Genomic DNA, 18,232 nt, shown 5'->3' with positions numbered 1-18,232 from the left:
AAACCAACGGAAAGGCAGAACGCTTCATCCAGACCGCCCTCAGAGAGTGGGCCTACGCTGTCGCCTATCCCAACTCAGACACGCGCGCCGCCGAGTTGCCACGATGGCTCCATCGCTACAATTGGCACAGGCCTCACGGAAGCCTAAATTCAAAACCACCAATCAGCAGACTCGCTCTTACCCAGGACAACCTGTTGAGGCTCCACATCTAGGTCAATCCCCTTACGCCATCGTTTAAACACGGTGCATAGTGCATGGTATGCAAAGTCTTTCCCACGATCCTCTCCATCATTTATCATTCGGAGTAGATCATCGGTGGCGTATGCAGAACAATCGGAAGTCATCGAGAAAGCGGTGGTCGCGCCACACCACATTTTGGTTGATGCAGGTGCCTTACTTGCTCGACAGCGACATCTATGTCAATCCCGAGCGCGAAGTTCGACGGCCTTTGGAACCAACACGCTGTCTCCTGGCAGATTGACTTGGATCAAGTTTCACCCAACCAAAAAATCCATTTGTCTTCCTCATGCATGCTGTCGAAAAGTGTGCAGCGGTTTGAGACACTGCATGCATAAAACAGAGACTTAAAGCTCGTCGCATGATTCCGCTTCGACATGACGCGCTTTAGCCCGTTGCCGACGAAACACGACGAATTGCCACACGCCTGACAATGTGCAACCTTCCTTGATTGCGGCGCGAAGCCGGCAAAGAGGGGGATCGCATGTTTCTGCTTCTTGCATTGCTGATCGGTGTCATCTCAGGCCTTCGCGCCATGACCGCGCCCGCTGCCGTCGCCTGGGGCGCGGCGCTCGGCTGGTTCGACGTATCGCAGACACCGCTTGCCTTCATGGGCTACCGCTGGACGCCGTGGATTTTCACCGTTCTCGCCGTCGTTGAACTCGTCACCGACCAGCTGCCGTCGACGCCGTCGCGCAAGGTGCCGATGCAGTTCGGCGCCCGCATCGTCACGGGAGCACTTGCCGGCGCCACGATCGGCGCAGCCAGCAGCCTGCTTTTCGGCGGGCTGATCGCCGGCGTGATCGGCGCCGTCATCGGCACCTATGGCGGCGCCGCGCTGCGCGCCAGGCTTGCCGCCGCCTTCGGCAGGGATCTGCCGGCTGCCCTCATCGAGGATGCCGTTGCCGTTGTCGGCGCCCTACTGATCGTGGGAGCCGTGTCATGAAGAGCTTCGACGCCATCGTTATCGGCGCCGGCCAGTCCGGCCCGTTCCTCGCCGCCCGCATGGTCGAAAAGGGCATGAAGGTAGCGCTGATCGAACGCAAATTTCTGGGCGGCACCTGCGTCAATGCCGGCTGCATGCCGACGAAGACGCTGGTCGCCAGCGCCCGCGCCGCTCATGTCGCAAGAAGCGGCGCTGCCTACGGTGTCAATATCCCTGGCGAAATCGCTATCGACATGAAGGTGGTGAGAGCCCGGGCGGAAACGGTGACGATGAACGCTCGCAACGGCCTGATCGGCTGGTTTGACAGCATGGACGGCATGAGCGTGATCTACGGTCATGCCCGTTTCGAGGATGCGAAGACAATCCGCGTCAATGGCGAGACACTGACGGCGCCGCGCATTTTCCTCAATGTCGGCGCGCGGCCCGTCATCCCCGAACTGCCAGGCATCGATCAGATCGATTACCTCACCAGCACGTCGATCATTCATCTCGACACGCTGCCGCGGCACCTGGCGGTGATCGGCGGCAGCTATATCGGGCTGGAATTCGCCCAGATGTATCGCCGCTTCGGCGCCGAAGTCAGCGTCATCGAGCACGGCCCGAAGCTCGCGTCACGCGAGGACGAGGATATATCGGACGCAATCGCCGACGTAATGCGCTCCGAAGGCATCGCAGTCCATACCGACGCCGGCGACATCGCTTTCGCCCGAAACGGCAGCGGAATTGGCGTCACCGCCGGCGCGGCGAAGATCGATGCAAGCCATGTGCTGATCGCCACCGGCCGCAAACCGAACACCGACGACCTCGGTCTCGAGGCCGCCGGCGTGGCGACGGATAAGCGCGGCTATATCACCGTCGACGACAAGCTTTCCACCAATGTCGATGGCATCTTTGCGCTCGGCGATTGCAACGGCCGCGGCGCCTTCACGCATACTTCCTACAATGATTTCGAGATCGCCGCCGCCAATCTGCTCGACGGCGACGACCGCAGGGTCTCTAGCCGCATCCCGGCCTATGCGCTCTATATCGACCCGCCGCTCGGCCGCGTCGGCATGACGGAGAAGCAGGCGCGTGCCTCCGGCCGCAGGATCATGGTCTCGACCCGGCCGATGAGCCGCGTCGGCCGCGCCAATGAACGCGGCGAGACCAAGGGCTTCATGAAGGTGATTGCCGATGCCGAGACCAAAGAGATCCTCGGCGCGGCGATCCTCGGCATCGAAGGCGACGAGGTAATCCATGGCCTGATCGATGCGATGAATGCGGGAACCACCTATCCCGCGCTGAAATGGTCGGTGCCGATCCACCCGACGGTGTCGGAGCTGATCCCGACGCTGCTTGGGGATTTGAAGCCGGTTTAGCCGTGACCTGACCTCGGGAAGAGCTGGAGGCGGGCATGTCTATCGAAGCGCTGATCGAAAACTACGGCCTGCTGGCGATTTTCCTCGGTGCAGCCTTCGAAGGCGAGACGGCCGCCTTCCTCGGCGGCGTGATTGCCCATCGCGAACTGCTCACCTATTGGTCGGCGTCGCTGGCGGCCACCGCGGGCTCTTTCGCCGGTGACCAACTCTGGTTCTTCGCCGGCCGTTATGCCGCGCAATGGAGTGTCGTGCGCCGGCTGATGGAAAGACCCGCGCTCGCTCGCGCAACCGGGCTTCTGGAGAAATATCAGACCGGCTTCATCCTGGCGTTCCGTTTTCTCGTCGGATCGCGCACCATCAGCCCAATCGTCATCGGCACGACCCGGATATCGACCGGCAAATTCATCGTCCTGAACGCGGTAGCCGCGTTGGTCTGGGGGCAGCTTTTCACAGCGCTCGGCTATCTGTTCGGACACGGCATCCAGCAGATGTTGGGCCACCTTCCTCTTCACCGCCATCTGCTGATCGCGGTGGGCGCCGCGGCTGTCGTCGCAGCTGCAGTTCTTGCCTTTCGCAAGATGAAACCGAGCGTCGGACACTCATAAGAGTGCGGCGCTCTATTCCATCACGATCTGCAGCTTCACGTCGCTCGGCCGGGCCTCGACCGCGCGGTCGAACGCCTTGATCGAATCGTCGAACGTGAACGTCTCCGATATCAGCGGCTTCAGGTCGACACGGCCTGATGCCAAGAGTGCAATCGAACGCTCATACTGGTGGGCATAACGGAACACCGTTTCGATGCGGATTTCCTTGGTGGATGCCGTCGAGACGTCGAAGCCGACGGGGTTCACCGGCAGGCCGACCGCAACGATGACGCCGCCCGGGCGCGGCAGCGCCATGATCGTCTCCCAGGCCTTGGGTGACCCGGAGCATTCAAAGACCACATCCGCACCCCAGCCGTCGGTCAGCCGGCCGACCTCCTCGATCAGGTTCTTCTCGCGGATATTGAGCGGGATGACGCCTTGATATTGCGCGGCGATGTCGAGTTTCGGCTGGGCGAGGTCGGCAACGATCGCGCGGGCGCAGCCGCCGGCAAGGGCGGCAATCGCGACCATCGTGCCGATCGGCCCGGCGCCGAGAACGATAGCGGTATCGCCGGGCGTGATCTTCGCCTTGGATGCCGCCTGCATGCCGACCGCGAAGGGCTCGACCATGGCGCCTTCGGCGAAGCTGACATTGTCGGGCAGCTTGAAAGTATAATTGGCCGGATGCACCACTTCGGGCGTCAGCACGCCATGGATCGGCGGCGTCGCCCAGAAGCTGACGGCAGGATCGATATTGTACATGCCGAGCCGGCTCGCCTTGGGTCCGGATCGGGGATGCCCGGCTCCAAGCAGACGCGGTCGCCGACTTGCAGATGTGTGACACCGGCCCCCACCTCGACCACCGTGCCGGCCGCCTCATGGCCGAGCACCATCGGCGCGTTGACGACGAAGGGGCCGATCTTGCCGTGGGTGTAATAATGAACGTCCGAACCGCAGACGCCGACGGTATGAATCTTGATCTTCACCTGCCCCGGCCCTGTCTCCAGCGGCAGATCGATATCGCGCAACGCAAGCTCATGCTGGCGCTCCAGCACCAGCGCACGGACTTTGGTCATTCTCGGTTTCCTTCCCTATGGCCCGGCGATTCAGAGGGTGCCGTTGAGCCGACTATAAGACCGCAAGGCGCTTCAATTCAACCGCCAACGTAAGCTTTTGCTCATCACGCGACGAAATGCTCACATGCGTAACCCGAAAGATAACTGCCGATAAACCTCTGTATGATTCCGGAAGAGAGCACCGGAGAGTACAGTCTTCATCATCAGCCACGACACAGTGGGAGGCGGCAAAAGAGATGAAGCATGATAACGACAATGTCGGCGGAAACCGGCTTTCCCAGAGGATCTTCAGACGGCTCCGAAAATTCTGGCGCAGATTGGTGGCCGATTGGAACGCCGCCCTTCAGAGGGACAACCCGGGGCAGCCAATGCGCGTCATTCTGCGGACTTGGGATCGAAATCGCCCCCGGCAGCGTTAATAGCTTGCAGCCCGCATGGCGTGGCGGAAGCATGATGGCTCCCGGCGCCAGTGGCTCGGCAATACAGGAAGGCCATCATGAAGCCGGTCGTGTCATTCTGCCTGTTCGCATCCCTTCTCTTCGCCGCCAACCAGGCGACTGCTGCCCTGGAACAAGCGTCGCTGCCCCCGCAGCAGCAGGAAGAAGAGCTCGTACCGGCCAATGTCGAGCTTACCTTCAGCGGTCCCGTCGATCTTGCCCGCTCGACCGCCATCTTGCTCGATGCTAAAGGCAGGGCGCTTCCCCTGGGTAAGCCGTTCCTCTCCGGCCCCGAAGGATCCATATTCAAGATCCCGCTCGATCCCGCAATGGCGCCCGGCCTCTATACCCTCGACTGGCACGTTCTCTCGATGGACGGCCGCAGCGCCGAAGGCCGCTACCAGTTCCGGGTCGATCCTTGAATTTCAAGACCGCGCCAGGTTCTCGTTTCCGCTGTAGCCGCCTGAAAGCATTTACAAGATTTTTATATTGATGCCGTTTCGGCCGTCTCGAACCTTTATGCGCTCCGGCTCCATATTGGTGCCCGAGAGATCCAAGGATCATCTCCACGCCAGAAAGCATGAAAGGCAGTCCCCCACGGCGGCGGCCCTTTGTCTTGTCTGACTCCAACAAGAACAACAGGAGTCACGATCATGATGGATACCATTCTGCTCGGCACCGCGATCCTATTCTTCGCGCTCTGCTTTGCCTATGTCGGAGCCTGCGACAGGCTCTAAGGAGAAACGACGATGACCCTCGATTATGTCCTGAGCGGCGCCGTAACCCTGTTTCTCACCGCTTACCTCACCTACGCTCTCTTACGCCCAGAACGCTTCTGAAACCGACGCTTCCGAGGTCGCGCCTGTGCGACCGGGAACCAGCCGGTTATTGAAAGTTTTAGCTCCATGACCCTCAACGGATGGCTTCAGATCCTGCTCTATTGCGGGATCATCCTTTTGCTCGTCAAACCGCTCGGCGGCTACATGACGCGCGTCTATAACGGCGAGCGAACATTCCTCTCGCCCGTCCTCGTTCCGATCGAACGCGGACTTTACCGCATTGCCGGCACCGGCGAAGGTGACGAGCAGCATTGGACCTCTTATGCCTTCGCGATGCTGATGTTCAACCTTCTCGGCGTCCTCGTCCTCTACGCGCTAATGCGCCTGCAGGGCTTTCTGCCCTACAATCCGGCCGGCATGGCCGCCGTCCCGCCGGAGCTTTCCTTCAACACCGCCGTCAGTTTTCCCACAAACACCAACTGGCAGAACTACGGCGGCGAAAGCACCATGTCCTATCTCACGCAGATGGCCGGCCTGACGGTGCAGAATTTCCTTTCCGCCGCAACCGGCATGGCCATCGCAGTCGCCTTCATCCGTGCCTTCGCACGGGCGTCCGGCAAGGCGATCGGCAATTTCTGGGTCGATATTATCCGCGGCACGCTCTACATCCTGCTGCCGATCTGCATCGTGCTGACGCTCGTCTTCGTTTATCTCGGCGTGCCGCAGACGCTCGGCCCCTATGTCGATGCGACGACGCTCGAAGGCGCCAGGCAGACGATTGCGGTCGGCCCGGTCGCTTCGCAGCTCGCGATCAAGATGCTCGGCACCAATGGCGGCGGCTTCTTCAACGCCAATTCCGCCCATCCGTTCGAAAATCCCGATGCGATCTCCAATCTCATCCAAATGGTTTCGATCTTCGCGATCGGTGCGGCTCTCACCAATGTCTTCGGCCGCATGGTCGGCAATCAGCGCCAGGGCTGGGCGATTCTCGCCGCGATGGGCGTGCTGTTCATCGTCGGCGTCGGCATCACCTATTGGGCGGAAGCGGCCGGCAATCCGCTGATGCATGGCTTTGGCCTCGCCGGCGGCAATATGGAGGGCAAGGAAGTCCGCTTCGGCGTCGCGTTGTCCTCGCTCTTCGCCGCCATCACCACCGCCGCTTCCTGCGGCGCGGTCAACGCCATGCATGGTTCGTTCACCGCTCTCGGCGGCCTGATCCCGCTGATCAACATGCAGCTCGGCGAAATCATCGTCGGCGGTGTCGGCGCCGGCTTCTACGGCATCCTGCTGTTCATCATCGTGGCCGTCTTCGTCGCCGGCCTGATGGTCGGCCGGACGCCGGAATATCTCGGCAAGAAGATCGAGGCGAAGGAAATGAAGATGGCCATTCTTGCCATCCTCTGCCTGCCGCTCGCCATGCTCGTTTTCACCGCCATAGCCACGGTGCTGCCTTCCGCCGTCGCCTCGGTCGGCACATCAGGGCCGCATGGCTTCTCCGAGATTCTCTATGCCTATACCTCGGCTGCGGCCAATAACGGCTCGGCCTTCGGCGGCCTGACGGGCAATACGCCCTGGTACAACGTGACGCTCGGCATCGGCATGCTCGCCGGCCGGTTCCTGGTCATCATCCCGGCCCTTGCCATCGCCGGCTCGCTGATCGCCAAGAAAACGGTTCCGGCCTCGGCAGGCACCTTCCCGACCGACGGCCCGCTCTTCGTCGGCCTGCTGATCGGCACGATCCTGATCGTCGGCGGCCTGACCTTCTTCCCGGCGCTGGCCCTCGGCCCGATCGTCGAGCATCTGGTCATGATCGCCGGCCAGACCTTCTGAGGCGATGCCGTAACCCGCATCCCAGGGTTCCTTCGCCGTCCTCGTTTCAAAGCTGGAGTCTCTTATGAGCCAGGCAAAATCCGCGAGCATCATCGATTCTCGCATCCTCGTTCCGGCGGTTGGCGCCGCCTTCCGGAAGCTCGACCCACGCGCCCTCGCCAGAAATCCGGTCATGTTTGTCGTGGCCACGGTTTCGGTGCTGACCACCGTCCTCTTCCTGCGCGACCTCGTGGCGGGCAACGGCAATCTCGGCTTCTCCTTCCAGATCAATCTCTGGCTCTGGTTCACCGTGCTCTTTGCCAATTTCGCCGAGGCCGTCGCCGAAGGCCGCGGTAAGGCGCAGGCGGATTCGCTGCGCAAGGCGCGCACCGAAACCCAGGCCAAGCTGCTGACCGCCAATAATGGCAGCGACTATCGCATGGTGCCGGGCACCAGCCTGAAGGTCGGCGATATCGTTCTCGTCGAAGCCGGCGACATCATCCCCTCGGACGGCGAAGTCATCGAAGGTGTGGCCTCCGTCAACGAAGCGGCGATCACAGGCGAATCCGCCCCGGTCATCCGTGAATCCGGCGGCGATCGCTCGGCGGTCACCGGCGGCACCCAGGTGCTCTCCGACTGGATCCGCGTGCGCATCACCGCGGCGGCCGGCTCCACCTTCCTCGACCGGATGATTTCGCTGGTCGAAGGCGCGCAGCGCCAGAAGACGCCGAACGAGATCGCGCTCAACATCCTGCTCGCCGGCATGACGCTGATCTTCGTGCTGGCGACGGCGACGATCCCGAGCTTTGCCATCTATGCCGGCGGCTCGATCCCGATCATCGTGCTCGTCGCGCTTTTCGTCACGCTGATCCCGACGACGATCGGCGCGCTCTTGTCGGCGATCGGCATTGCCGGCATGGACCGCCTCGTCCGCTTCAACGTGCTCGCCATGTCCGGCCGTGCCGTCGAAGCGGCCGGCGACGTCGACACGCTGCTGCTCGACAAAACCGGCACGATCACCCTCGGCAACCGCCAGGCGACGGCCTTCCACCCGGTGCGCGGCGTTTCCGAGCAGGAGCTCGCCGATGCCGCCCAGCTCGCCTCGCTTGCCGACGAAACGCCGGAAGGTCGTTCGATCGTCGTGCTCGCCAAGGAGAAATATGCGATCCGCGGCCGCGACATGGCGAGCCTCAAGGCCAGCTTCGTGCCTTTCACCGCCCAGACCCGCATGAGCGGCGTCGATCTCGAAGGCGCCTCGATCCGCAAAGGTGCGGTCGATACCGTGCTCGCTTATGTCAACGGCGACGCTCCCTCGAAGAACGGCAACGAGGTTATGCGCGAGCTGCAGTCTATATCAGACGAGGTCGCCAAATCGGGTGGCACGCCGCTCGCCGTCGCCCGCGACGGCCGGTTGCTCGGCATCATCCAGCTGAAGGACATCGTCAAGGGCGGCATCCGCGAACGCTTCACGGAACTGCGCCGCATGGGCATCCGCACGGTGATGATCACCGGTGACAACCCGCTGACGGCGGCGGCCATCGCCGCCGAGGCCGGCGTCGACGACTTCCTCGCCCAGGCGACGCCGGAGATGAAGCTGGCGCTGATGCGCGAGGAACAGGCCAAGGGCAAGCTCGTCGCGATGTGCGGCGACGGCACCAACGATGCCCCGGCGCTGGCCCAGGCCGATGTCGGCGTCGCCATGAACACCGGCACCGTCGCCGCCCGCGAGGCCGGCAACATGGTCGATCTCGACTCGGACCCGACGAAGCTGATCGAGATCGTCGAGATCGGCAAGCAGCTCCTGATGACACGCGGCGCGCTGACGACCTTCTCGATCGCCAACGACATCGCCAAATACTTCGCCATTATCCCGGCGATGTTCCTGACCTTCTACCCGCAGCTCGGCATCCTCAACATCATGGGGCTGTCTACACCGCAGAGCGCCATCCTCTCGGCGATCATCTTCAACGCCCTCATCATCATCGCGCTGATCCCGCTGTCGCTGAAGGGTGTGCGCTACCGGCCGATCGGCGCCGGCGCGCTTCTGTCGCGCAACCTGCTGATCTACGGCCTCGGCGGCATCGTCGTTCCCTTCATCGGCATCAAGGCGATCGACATGGCCGTCGCGGCCCTCGGTCTCGCCTGACATCTCCAGGAGCTAAGAACAATGTTGAAAGAATTTCGCCCGGCCGTCGTTATGATCGTTGCCACCACGGGTATTACGGGCCTGCTTTATCCGCTCGCCATGACGGGGGCGGCCCAGGCGCTCTTCCCGACCCAGGCGAATGGCAGCCTGATCGAGAAGGACGGTCAGGTGATCGGCTCGAGGCTGATCGGCCAGGCCTTCACCAGCGACAAGTATTTCCACGGCCGTCCCTCGGCCGCCGGCGATGGCTACAATGCAGCCGCCTCCGGCGGCTCGAACCTCGGCCCGACCAGCCAGAAACTGATCGATCGCGTGAAGGGCGACTACGAAACCGCCAAGGCGGCAAATCCAAACGCCCAGGTGCCGGCCGACCTCGTCACCGCATCGGGTAGCGGCCTCGATCCCGATATTTCGCCCGAGGCCGCCTACTTCCAGGTGGCCCGGGTCGCCAAGGCGCGCGGCATGGACGAAGCCAAGGTCAAGGCGCTGGTCGACGGCGCCATTCATGACCGCGAACTCGGCATTCTCGGCGAACCCACCGTCAATGTTCTGGCGTTGAACCAGAGCCTTGATGCTTCTATGACTGAGTGAAGGTTGCGGGCTACAACTCTCCCTCATTCCTGTGCTCGTCACAGGAATCCAGCCACGCGAAGTCCTTCGCGTAAAAAGAGTCTTCCGCGCCGCAGACGCGGCGCTGCTGGATCCCTGTGACATCCCTCGGGCAAATGCCCGAGGAAGGGGATGAGGGAAGGTGGAGCAAGCCTCCCCGATAGGAAAGACCACACGCATGCCAGACGACAACCGCGACCAGGCCGGCAGGCCCTCGCCCGATGCGCTGCTCGAAAAAGCCCGGGCGGAGATGCGCGGCCGTCTGAAGATCTTTCTGGGCGCCGCCCCAGGTGTCGGCAAGACCTACGAAATGCTGGTCTCCGGCCGTGCCAAGATCGCCGACGGCCTCGATGTCGTCATCGGCGTCGTCGAGAGTCATGACCGCAAAGAGACCGAGGCGCTGCTCGCCGGTTTCGAGATCATTCCTCGCGTCAAAATCGACTATAAGGGGCGGCCGCTCGAGGAAATGGATCTCGACGGCATTCTCGCCCGCCGGCCCGACCTCGTGCTGGTCGATGAACTCGCCCATACCAATGCCGAGGGCAGCCGCCACCCGAAGCGCTACCTCGACGTCAAGGAATTGCTCGACCGCGGCATCGACGTCTATACGACGCTCAACATCCAGCATGTCGAAAGCCTGAACGACGTCGTCTCGCAGATCACCCGCATCCGCGTGCGCGAGACGGTGCCGGATTCGATCATCGACCTTGCCGACGATGTCGAGATCATCGATCTGACGCCGGACGATCTGATCAAGCGCCTGCATGACGGCAAGGTCTATGTGCCCCGCACCGCCGAGCGGGCGCTGACCAACTATTTCACCCCGGGCAACCTGACGGCGCTGAGAGAACTTGCGCTGCGCAAAACCGCCCAGCGCGTCGACGATCAGTTGCTCACCCATATGCAGGCTCACGCGATCTCCGGCCCCTGGGCGGCGGGCGAACGCGTCCTCGTCTCGATCGACCATCACCCGCGCTCCGCCTCGCTGGTGCGATATGCAGCCCGTATGGCCTCGCGCCTGCGCGCGCCCTGGGCCGCCGTCTATGTCGAGACCAACCGTTCGGTCAATCTGGCCGAAGCCGAGCGCGACACTGTTGCCGCAACGCTGCGTCTTGCCGAACAGCTCGGCGGCGAGGCGATCACCATACCCGGCCGCGAGGTCGCCGAAGAGCTCGTCCGTCACGCCACCGCCAACAATGTCACCCACATCGTCATCGGCGCCCCGAAGGCGGCGACATGGCGCGACTGGTGGAGCCGTTCGATCACCGACGAACTGATCCGCAAGACCGGCGAGATCAGCGTCCATGTCATTTCAGGCAATGAGAAGGACGGCACCGTCGCTCGCGGCGTCCGGGCGGCGGCCACGGCCCCCCAATTCGATGTCAGAGCCTATTTGCTGGCGACCGTCTATGTCGCCATCGCGCTTGGCGTCAGCATCGTGCTCGATCAGGTGCTCGACGTGCGTAACCTTGCCCTCGTCTTCCTGATGGCGGTGCTGACCTCCGCCGTCCTGCATGGGTTACGGCCGGCACTCTACAGCTGCATTCTCGGCGCGCTGTCCTTCAACTTCTTCTTCCTGCCGCCGCGCTACACGCTGACGATCAGCGATCCGGAAAGCGTGCTTGCCCTGTTCTTCTTCCTGGGCGTCGCCATCATCGCCAGCAATCTGACCGCGACAGTGCAGCGCCAGGCGGCCGCCGCCCGCCAGCGTGCCCGCACGACGGAAGATCTCTATCTTTTCTCAAAGAAGCTTGCCGGCACCGGTACGCTTGACGACGTGCTCTGGGCGACCGCCTTCCAGCTCGCCTCGATGCTGAAGGTCCGTGTCGTGCTGCTCTTGCCGGAAGAGGGCACCATCGCCGTCAAGGCCGGTTATCCGCCCGACGACACGCTCGACGATGCCGATATCGCCGCCGCCCGTTGGGCCTGGGAGCACAATCACGCCGCCGGCCGCGGCGCCGATACCCTGCCCGGCGCCAAGCGCCTCTATGTGCCGCTCCGAACCGGTCGCACCGCCGTCGGCGTCATCGGCCTCGACAGCGACCGCCGTGACGGGCCGTTGCTGACGCCGGAACAGCAGCGCCTGCTCGATGCGCTGGCCGATCAGGCGGCCCTTGCGATCGAACGCGTCCAACTCGTCGCCGATGTCGACCGGGCAAGGCTCGCGGCCGAAGCCGACAGGCTGCGTTCGGCCCTGCTCACCTCGATTTCGCATGATCTGAAAACGCCGCTTGCGGCTATCCTCGGCGCCGCCGGCACGCTGCGCGACTATTTCGCCTCCATGCCGGAGGAGGACCGCAGCGACCTGCTCTCGACCGTCGTCGACGAGTCGGAGCGCCTCAACCGCTTCATCGCCAACCTGCTCGACATGACTAAGATCGAATCCGGTGCGATGGAGCCGAATTTTGCGCTGCATTATGCCGGCGATATCGTCGGCAGCGCGCTGCGCCGCGCCGCAAAGATCCTCGAGCGCCACAAGACCGAGACGAGCATTCCCGCCGACCTGCCGATGGTGCGCGTCGATCCTGTCCTGTTCGAGCAGGTGATCTTCAACTTGCTCGACAATGCCGCGAAATATGCGCCTGAGGGATCGGTGATCGGTATCGAGAGCTGGGCCGATGCCGACAATGTCGTCCTGCAGGTCTCGGACGAAGGCCCGGGCATTCCACCCGCCGATCTCACCCGCGTCTTCGACACCTTCTATCGCGTGCGCAAGGGCGATCAGGTGCGCGCCGGCACCGGCCTCGGCCTTTCCATCTGCCGCGGTTTCACCGAGGCGATGGGCGGCACGATCACCGCCGCCAACCGAAAGGGCCGCCCGGGCGCCGTCTTCACCATCCGCCTGCCGAAACCCAACGATATACCGAAACTGGATGAACTCAGATGACCGGTTCAGCCGTCAAGATCCTCGTCGTCGACGATGAGCCTCCAATCCGCAAGCTCCTTCGCGTCGGCCTGACCGCGCAGGGCTACGAGGTGCAGGAGGCGCCGAATGCGGCAATCGCCCGCCAATCGGTCGCCGACGGCAGGCCTGATCTCATCGTGCTCGATCTCGGCCTGCCCGACACGCCGGGCCATGACTTGCTTCAGGAGTGGCGCGACGAAGGCCTTTCCATACCCGTCGTCATCCTCTCCAGCCGCACCGACGAGGCCGGCATCGTCAAGGCGCTGGAAAGCGGCGCCGACGATTATGTCACCAAGCCCTTCGGCATCAACGAACTTGGCGCCCGCATCCGCGTGGCGCTACGCCATCGTCTACAGCAGCAGGGCGAGAAGGCGATCTTCCAGACCGGCGGGCTGTCGGTCGACCTCGTCAAGCGCATCGTCAAGGTCGACGGCGAGGAAATAAAATTGTCGCCGAAGGAATATGACATCCTGCGCGTGCTCGCCCAGCATGCCGGCAAGGTGCTGACACACCAGTTTCTATTAAAGCAGGTATGGGGGCCGGCGGCCGATGTGCAATATCTGCGCGTCTACATCAGGCAACTCAGACAGAAGATCGAGCAGAGCCCCGATCAGCCGCACTATATCACCACCGAGACCGGAGTCGGCTATCGTCTCAGGGAGCCGGACTGACCTGCTCTCTCACCCGCCGCCTGAACAGTATCGAGAATGACATGTATCTTCCCAACATCATCCGGCCGCAACACACCTTCATCGGCGTGTCGGCACCGACAAAATGGCGCGCGCTGCATATCATAGCGGACAAGGCAGCCAAGGCCTTTTCCGTCGACAGCCAGACCATCCTGAAGGCGCTCGAAGCGCGTGAGAAGCTCGGTTCCACCGGGATCGGCAATGGCATTGCCATTCCGCATGCCGCCATCGACGGCATGACCAGCCCGCGCGGCCTTCTCATTCGTTTCGCGCAGCCGCTGGATTTCGAAGCGATCGATGATATCCCGACCGACATCGCCTTCGTGCTGCTTTTTGGAGAGAACAATCGCGGCGAATATCTGAATGTGCTGTCGGCCATCGCCCGGCGGCTGCAATCCGATGGTGTGCTTGCCGCCATGCGCAAGGCAAGGACAGCGGACGAATTCTATTCCGATTTCATCGCTGATTCCCGGGCATAAAAAAGCGCGGCCCGAAGGCCGCGCCCGCTCGTCTGTATAAGACGATCTTAGAAGTCGCGCTGGAAGCGCAGGAAGCCGAAGACCTCGTCGTCGCCTTCGTCCTCATCGTGGTATTGCACGCTGAGCTTCGTCCTGAGGTCGTCGACGATGCGGTAGTCGATCGTCACGCCGGTCGTGTAGGCGCTGCCGCCGGTGAAGCCGTTGCCGTCAGCCTCGAGGGCGATGTTTTCAAAGTACTGGAAGCCCGGGGTCACCGTCCACTTGTCGTTGATCTTCAGGGCGTATTCTGCTGCGATCGTCCATTCGGACTCTTCGTAGTAGTAGTTGGCGCCGCTTGCCCAGATGCCGGCAATGCCGAGTGTGCCCGGACCGATGTCGGCATAGACGATGCCGCGGACGGCGACTTCGCTGGTGTCGGTGTCATAACCGGCAAGCAGGTAACCGCTGATGGCGCCGGCCTTGTAGGAAACCTGGCCTGCGACACCGAAGTTGTTCGGGCCTTCGCCCGGCTTGGTGGCGTAGTCTTCTTCCAGCTCGTCGACCGAGAGGCCGGCGGCGAAAGCGCCATTCTCGTACTGATAACGGATCGAGTTGTGGGTCGTCTCGTTGCTGGCGAGCGTATCGGTCTCGCCGCTCATGTCGTCGTCCCACCAGCTATAGAGCTTACCAACGCGGAAACCGGCGATGTCGATATAACCCTCGTCCAGCAGCGCTTCCTGATCGGAGGCGTTGTCGGCATTGTAACGCAGCGTCAGGACGCCGGTGAGCGTGCCGTACTCGGTGTCGTTCTTGGCCTGGAAGGTGACCTGACCGCGAGTCCAGAAGTTTACGTCGGAATCGCCGGCAATGTTGTCACCGAAGCGCACTTCGGTACGGATGTAACCGCCGATCGAAAGGCATGTTTCCGTTCCCGGAATATAAAAATAGCCGGTACCGTAAGCGTCGCAAACGCGAACATATTCCACGGGCTCGGGTTCCGCCGCCACGATGGCGTCGGCTGCGCGTGCTCCGGAGGCCGCGGCAAGGGCGGCAACGGAGGCAAAAAGGATAGTTCTGATATTCATTTTGAATGGCCCTAACAGGTTGGGATTGCGAGGCGCATTTCAAGGGATGCCCCCACGTAGCGGCCGGCAAATACGACCGCACCGCCGCCATATAGGAATCCACAAGTGCCATCGCGGCCAAATGCGGGCAAAAATCAGCGTTGCTCACGCCTGATGTGGAGGAACTGTGGCCAAAAAAACACGGTTTTGCGGCATGGCTGCAGCAACCGGGCGATTGGCCGCGGCCAACTCCGGCACGCTATTTCAAAATTGGCATTCAAATGGAATGACATTCTAACAGATCCACGCGAACCGGAACATGTTTCGTTTCCTTATACGACTGACTTGATAGAGTTAAGACAGATAACAGGAGGGTTCCCATGCAGACACAACGGCTCACCCGGCTCCTCGCGGCCGCGGTTATGGCAGGCAGCTTCGTCATCGGGAGCATTGCGCCGTCATACGCGGATCAGGCGCTGCTCAACGTTTCCTATGACCCGACCCGTGAATTGTACAAGGATTTCAATGCCGCCTTTGCCGCCAAGTGGCAGAAGGACACCGGTGAAACGGTGACGATCAAAGCCTCGCATGGCGGCTCCGGCGCTCAGGCGCGTTCGGTCATCGACGGTCTCGACGCCGACGTCGTCACGCTTGCCCTCGAAGGCGATATCGACGCCATCGCCAAGGCGACCGGCAAGATCCCGGCCGACTGGAAGAGCAAGCTCCCGAACAATTCGACGCCCTACACCTCGACGATCGTCTTCCTTGTCCGCAAAGGCAATCCGAAGGGCATCAAGGATTGGGGCGACCTCGTCAAGGATGACGTGCAGGTCATCACGCCCAACCCGAAGACCTCTGGCGGCGCACGCTGGAATTTCCTCGCCGCCTGGGCATGGGCCAAGCAGGCGAACGGCGGCGATGACGCCAAGGCGCAGGACTACGTCGCCAAGCTGCTGCAGCATGTTCCGGTTCTCGATACCGGCGCGCGCGGCGCCACGACCACCTTCGTCCAGCGCGGCCTCGGCGATGTGCTGCTCGCCTGGGAAAACGAAGCCTATCTTTCGCTCGAAGAGCTCGGCCCCGACCAGTTCGAAATCGTGACGCCGACCTTCTCCATCCGTGCCGACCCGCCGGTCGCGGTCGTCGACGGCAATGTCGACAAGAAGGGCACGCGCAAGGTCGCCGAAGCCTATCTCAACTACCTCTACTCCGACGAAGGCCAGAAGATCGCCGCCAAGCATTATTACCGGCCGATTAAGCCGGAAGCCGCCGATCCGGCCGATATCGCCCGCTTCCCGAAGCTGACGCTCGCCACCATCGACGATTTCGGCGGCTGGAAAGAAGCGCAGCCGAAATTCTTCGGCGATGGCGGCGTATTTGACCAAATCTACAAGCCGGCCCAATAATAGATTTCATGAGAGTACATAGCCCCACGCGGTGGCGGTTCAGGCGGCCGAGCGTCATTCCGGGTTTCGGAATGGCGCTCGGCCTTACCTTAACCTGGCTCACCCTTCTGATCCTCATCCCGCTCTCCGGCCTTGCCGTCCGGTCGAGCGCGCTCGGCTGGGAGAAATTCTGGTCGATCGCGCTCGACCCGCGTACGCTGAACGCCCTGCGCATCAGTTTCAGCACCGCCTTCGTCGCCGCTGTCGTCAATGCCGTTTTCGGCATCATCCTCGCCTGGGTGCTGGTGCGTTATCGCTTCCCCGGCAAACGCATCATCGATGCCATGGTCGATCTGCCCTTCGCGCTGCCGACCGCCGTTGCCGGCATCGCGCTGACGACGCTCTATGCACCGAACGGCTGGATCGGCCAGTTCCTGACGCCGCTCGGCATCAAGATCGCCTTCACCCCGGCCGGCATTGTCATCGCGCTGATCTTCGTCGGCCTGCCCTTCGTGGTGCGCACTGTGCAGCCGATCATGGAGGAAATCGACAAGGAGGTCGAGGAGGCCGCGGCAACGCTCGGCGCCAGCCGCCTCCAGACGATTTTCCGCGTGCTGCTGCCGGGGCTGGCGCCTGCCGTGCTCACCGGCTTCGCGCTCGCCTTCGCCCGCGGCGTCGGCGAATACGGCTCGGTCATCTTCATCGCCGGCAACCTGCCGTTCAAATCGGAGATCGCGCCGCTGCTGATCGTCATCAAACTCGAAGAGTATAATTATGCGGCAGCGACCGCCATTGCGGCGATCATGCTGATCCTCTCGTTCGCCATGCTGCTGGTCATCAATCTCATCCAGAGCTGGAGCAGGCGGAGGTATGGTTATGGCGCTTGATGCAACCCTCAAACCGGCAAAGCTGCGTTCGGTGACGACGGAACACCGGATCGCGCGCTACAGCCTGATTGTGCTTTCACTCGTCTTCCTGCTGCTGATCCTGCTGCTGCCGCTCGCCGCCGTCTTCGTCGAGGCTTTCCGCAAGGGCGCCGGCCCCTTCCTCGAGGCGCTCAGCGATGCCGAGACCTTTTCGGCGATCCGCCTGACACTGATCGTTGCCGGCATTAGCGTGCCGCTCAACCTCGCCTTCGGGGTCACCGCCGCCTGGGCGATCGCCAAGTTCGAGTTCAAGGGCAAGGCCTTCCTGACGACGCTGATCGACCTGCCCTTTTCGGTTTCGCCCGTCATATCGGGCCTGGTCTTCGTGCTGCTGTTCGGCGCCAATACCTGGCTCGGCCACTGGCTCAGTGCCTACGAGATCAAGATTCTGTTCGCAGTGCCGGGATTGGTGCTTGCGACCATGTTCGTCACCTTCCCCTTTGTCGCCCGCGAACTGATCCCGCTGATGCAGGAACAGGGAACGGCCGACGAAGAGGCCGCCCTTTCGCTCGGCGCCAGCGGCTGGCAAACCTTCTGGTACGTGACGCTGCCGAACATCAAGTGGGGTCTGCTCTACGGCGTGCTGCTCTGCAACGCCCGCGCCATGGGCGAATTCGGCGCCGTGTCGGTCGTCTCCGGCCACATTCGCGGCCAGACGAATACTATGCCACTGCAGGTGGAAATTCTCTACAACGAATATAATTTCACCGGCGCTTTCGCCGTCGCCACGCTTTTGGCGCTGCTGGCGCTCGTGACCCTTGTTTTGAAGACGCTGCTGGAAATGCGCTACAGCGCCGAAATATCCGCCAGCCGGCGGCACTGAA

General features: G+C 62.3%; 16 protein-coding genes and 1 pseudogene. 15 read left to right on the top strand and 2 right to left on the bottom strand.

Annotated features, from left to right (window positions below; translation table 11 throughout):
* The 4 genes from GGD53_RS12035 to GGD53_RS12020 all read left to right on the top strand — a co-directional run.
* Positions 1 to 212: integrase core domain-containing protein (locus tag GGD53_RS12035; protein ID WP_184456141.1), on the top strand; the 212-nt coding region annotated here is incomplete at its 5' end.
* Between the two features lie 509 nt (positions 213 to 721).
* Positions 722 to 1,183, top strand: coding sequence for a DUF4126 domain-containing protein (locus GGD53_RS12030; RefSeq protein WP_184456139.1), 462 nt, complete (start codon positions 722 to 724; stop codon positions 1,181 to 1,183).
* Complete coding sequence (locus GGD53_RS12025) at positions 1,180 to 2,541, top strand: FAD-containing oxidoreductase (RefSeq protein WP_184456137.1); 1,362 nt, start codon at positions 1,180 to 1,182, stop codon at positions 2,539 to 2,541. The genes GGD53_RS12030 and GGD53_RS12025 overlap by 4 nt, the downstream gene beginning before the upstream one ends.
* A 35-nt stretch (positions 2,542 to 2,576) precedes the next feature.
* Positions 2,577 to 3,146: a DedA family protein gene (locus GGD53_RS12020; RefSeq protein WP_184456135.1), complete on the top strand. Its 570-nt coding sequence runs from the start codon at positions 2,577 to 2,579 to the stop codon at positions 3,144 to 3,146.
* Positions 3,147 to 3,158: 12 nt separating this feature from the next.
* Here the strand turns inward: GGD53_RS12020 and GGD53_RS12015 are convergent.
* A pseudogene (locus GGD53_RS12015) lies at positions 3,159 to 4,201 on the bottom strand (NAD(P)-dependent alcohol dehydrogenase).
* A 496-nt stretch (positions 4,202 to 4,697) separates the two neighbouring features.
* Here GGD53_RS12015 and GGD53_RS12010 point away from each other — a divergent pair.
* From GGD53_RS12010 to GGD53_RS11975, 8 genes are all read left to right on the top strand, one after another.
* Complete coding sequence (locus GGD53_RS12010) at positions 4,698 to 5,060, top strand: copper resistance CopC family protein (protein ID WP_064808466.1); 363 nt, start codon at positions 4,698 to 4,700, stop codon at positions 5,058 to 5,060.
* 327 nt (positions 5,061 to 5,387) lie between these two features.
* Positions 5,388 to 5,477 (top strand): K(+)-transporting ATPase subunit F, encoded by a 90-nt coding sequence (gene kdpF, locus GGD53_RS12005; protein ID WP_184456133.1) that lies wholly within the window; start codon positions 5,388 to 5,390, stop codon positions 5,475 to 5,477.
* A gap of 66 nt (positions 5,478 to 5,543) precedes the next feature.
* Positions 5,544 to 7,247, top strand: coding sequence for a potassium-transporting ATPase subunit KdpA (gene kdpA / locus GGD53_RS12000; RefSeq protein WP_184456131.1), 1,704 nt, complete (start codon positions 5,544 to 5,546; stop codon positions 7,245 to 7,247).
* A 64-nt stretch (positions 7,248 to 7,311) separates the two neighbouring features.
* Positions 7,312 to 9,372, top strand: coding sequence for a potassium-transporting ATPase subunit KdpB (kdpB, locus tag GGD53_RS11995; protein WP_184456129.1), 2,061 nt, complete (start codon positions 7,312 to 7,314; stop codon positions 9,370 to 9,372).
* A 21-nt stretch (positions 9,373 to 9,393) separates the two neighbouring features.
* Positions 9,394 to 9,963 carry a potassium-transporting ATPase subunit KdpC gene (gene kdpC / locus GGD53_RS11990; protein WP_184456127.1) on the top strand — a complete coding sequence of 190 codons (570 nt, stop codon included), beginning with the start codon at positions 9,394 to 9,396 and terminating at the stop codon, positions 9,961 to 9,963.
* Positions 9,964 to 10,159: 196 nt separating this feature from the next.
* Positions 10,160 to 12,868: a sensor histidine kinase gene (locus GGD53_RS11985; RefSeq protein WP_184456124.1), complete on the top strand. Its 2,709-nt coding sequence runs from the start codon at positions 10,160 to 10,162 to the stop codon at positions 12,866 to 12,868.
* Positions 12,865 to 13,557 carry a response regulator transcription factor gene (locus GGD53_RS11980; RefSeq protein ID WP_184456122.1) on the top strand — a complete coding sequence of 231 codons (693 nt, stop codon included), beginning with the start codon at positions 12,865 to 12,867 and terminating at the stop codon, positions 13,555 to 13,557. Before GGD53_RS11985 ends, GGD53_RS11980 begins: the two co-directional genes overlap by 4 nt.
* Before the next feature lie 41 nt (positions 13,558 to 13,598).
* Complete coding sequence (locus GGD53_RS11975; protein ID WP_184456120.1) at positions 13,599 to 14,054, top strand: PTS sugar transporter subunit IIA; 456 nt, start codon at positions 13,599 to 13,601, stop codon at positions 14,052 to 14,054.
* Positions 14,055 to 14,101: 47 nt separating this feature from the next.
* Here the strand turns inward: GGD53_RS11975 and GGD53_RS11970 are convergent, their stop codons facing one another.
* Positions 14,102 to 15,118 (bottom strand): porin, encoded by a 1,017-nt coding sequence (locus GGD53_RS11970; RefSeq protein WP_184456118.1) that lies wholly within the window; start codon positions 15,116 to 15,118, stop codon positions 14,102 to 14,104.
* 359 nt (positions 15,119 to 15,477) lie between these two features.
* On the opposite strand from GGD53_RS11970, the gene GGD53_RS11965 reads away from it, so the two are divergent.
* The 3 genes from GGD53_RS11965 to cysW are packed head-to-tail and all read left to right on the top strand — an operon-like array spanning position 15,478 to position 18,231.
* Positions 15,478 to 16,503: a sulfate ABC transporter substrate-binding protein gene (locus GGD53_RS11965; protein WP_184456116.1), complete on the top strand. Its 1,026-nt coding sequence runs from the start codon at positions 15,478 to 15,480 to the stop codon at positions 16,501 to 16,503.
* Positions 16,504 to 16,511: 8 nt separating this feature from the next.
* A complete protein-coding gene (cysT, locus tag GGD53_RS11960) occupies positions 16,512 to 17,369 on the top strand; it encodes a sulfate ABC transporter permease subunit CysT (RefSeq protein WP_184456114.1) in 858 nt (285 codons plus the stop codon).
* Positions 17,359 to 18,231 carry a sulfate ABC transporter permease subunit CysW gene (gene cysW, locus GGD53_RS11955; RefSeq protein ID WP_184456112.1) on the top strand — a complete coding sequence of 291 codons (873 nt, stop codon included), beginning with the start codon at positions 17,359 to 17,361 and terminating at the stop codon, positions 18,229 to 18,231. Before cysT ends, cysW begins: the two co-directional genes overlap by 11 nt.
* Position 18,232 lies beyond the last annotated feature (1 nt).

Source organism: Rhizobium aethiopicum (assembly GCF_014197535.1).
In the GTDB taxonomy this organism is placed as follows: Bacteria; Pseudomonadota; Alphaproteobacteria; order Rhizobiales; family Rhizobiaceae; genus Rhizobium; species Rhizobium aethiopicum_A.
This window is presented reverse-complemented; position numbering and strand designations above follow the sequence as displayed.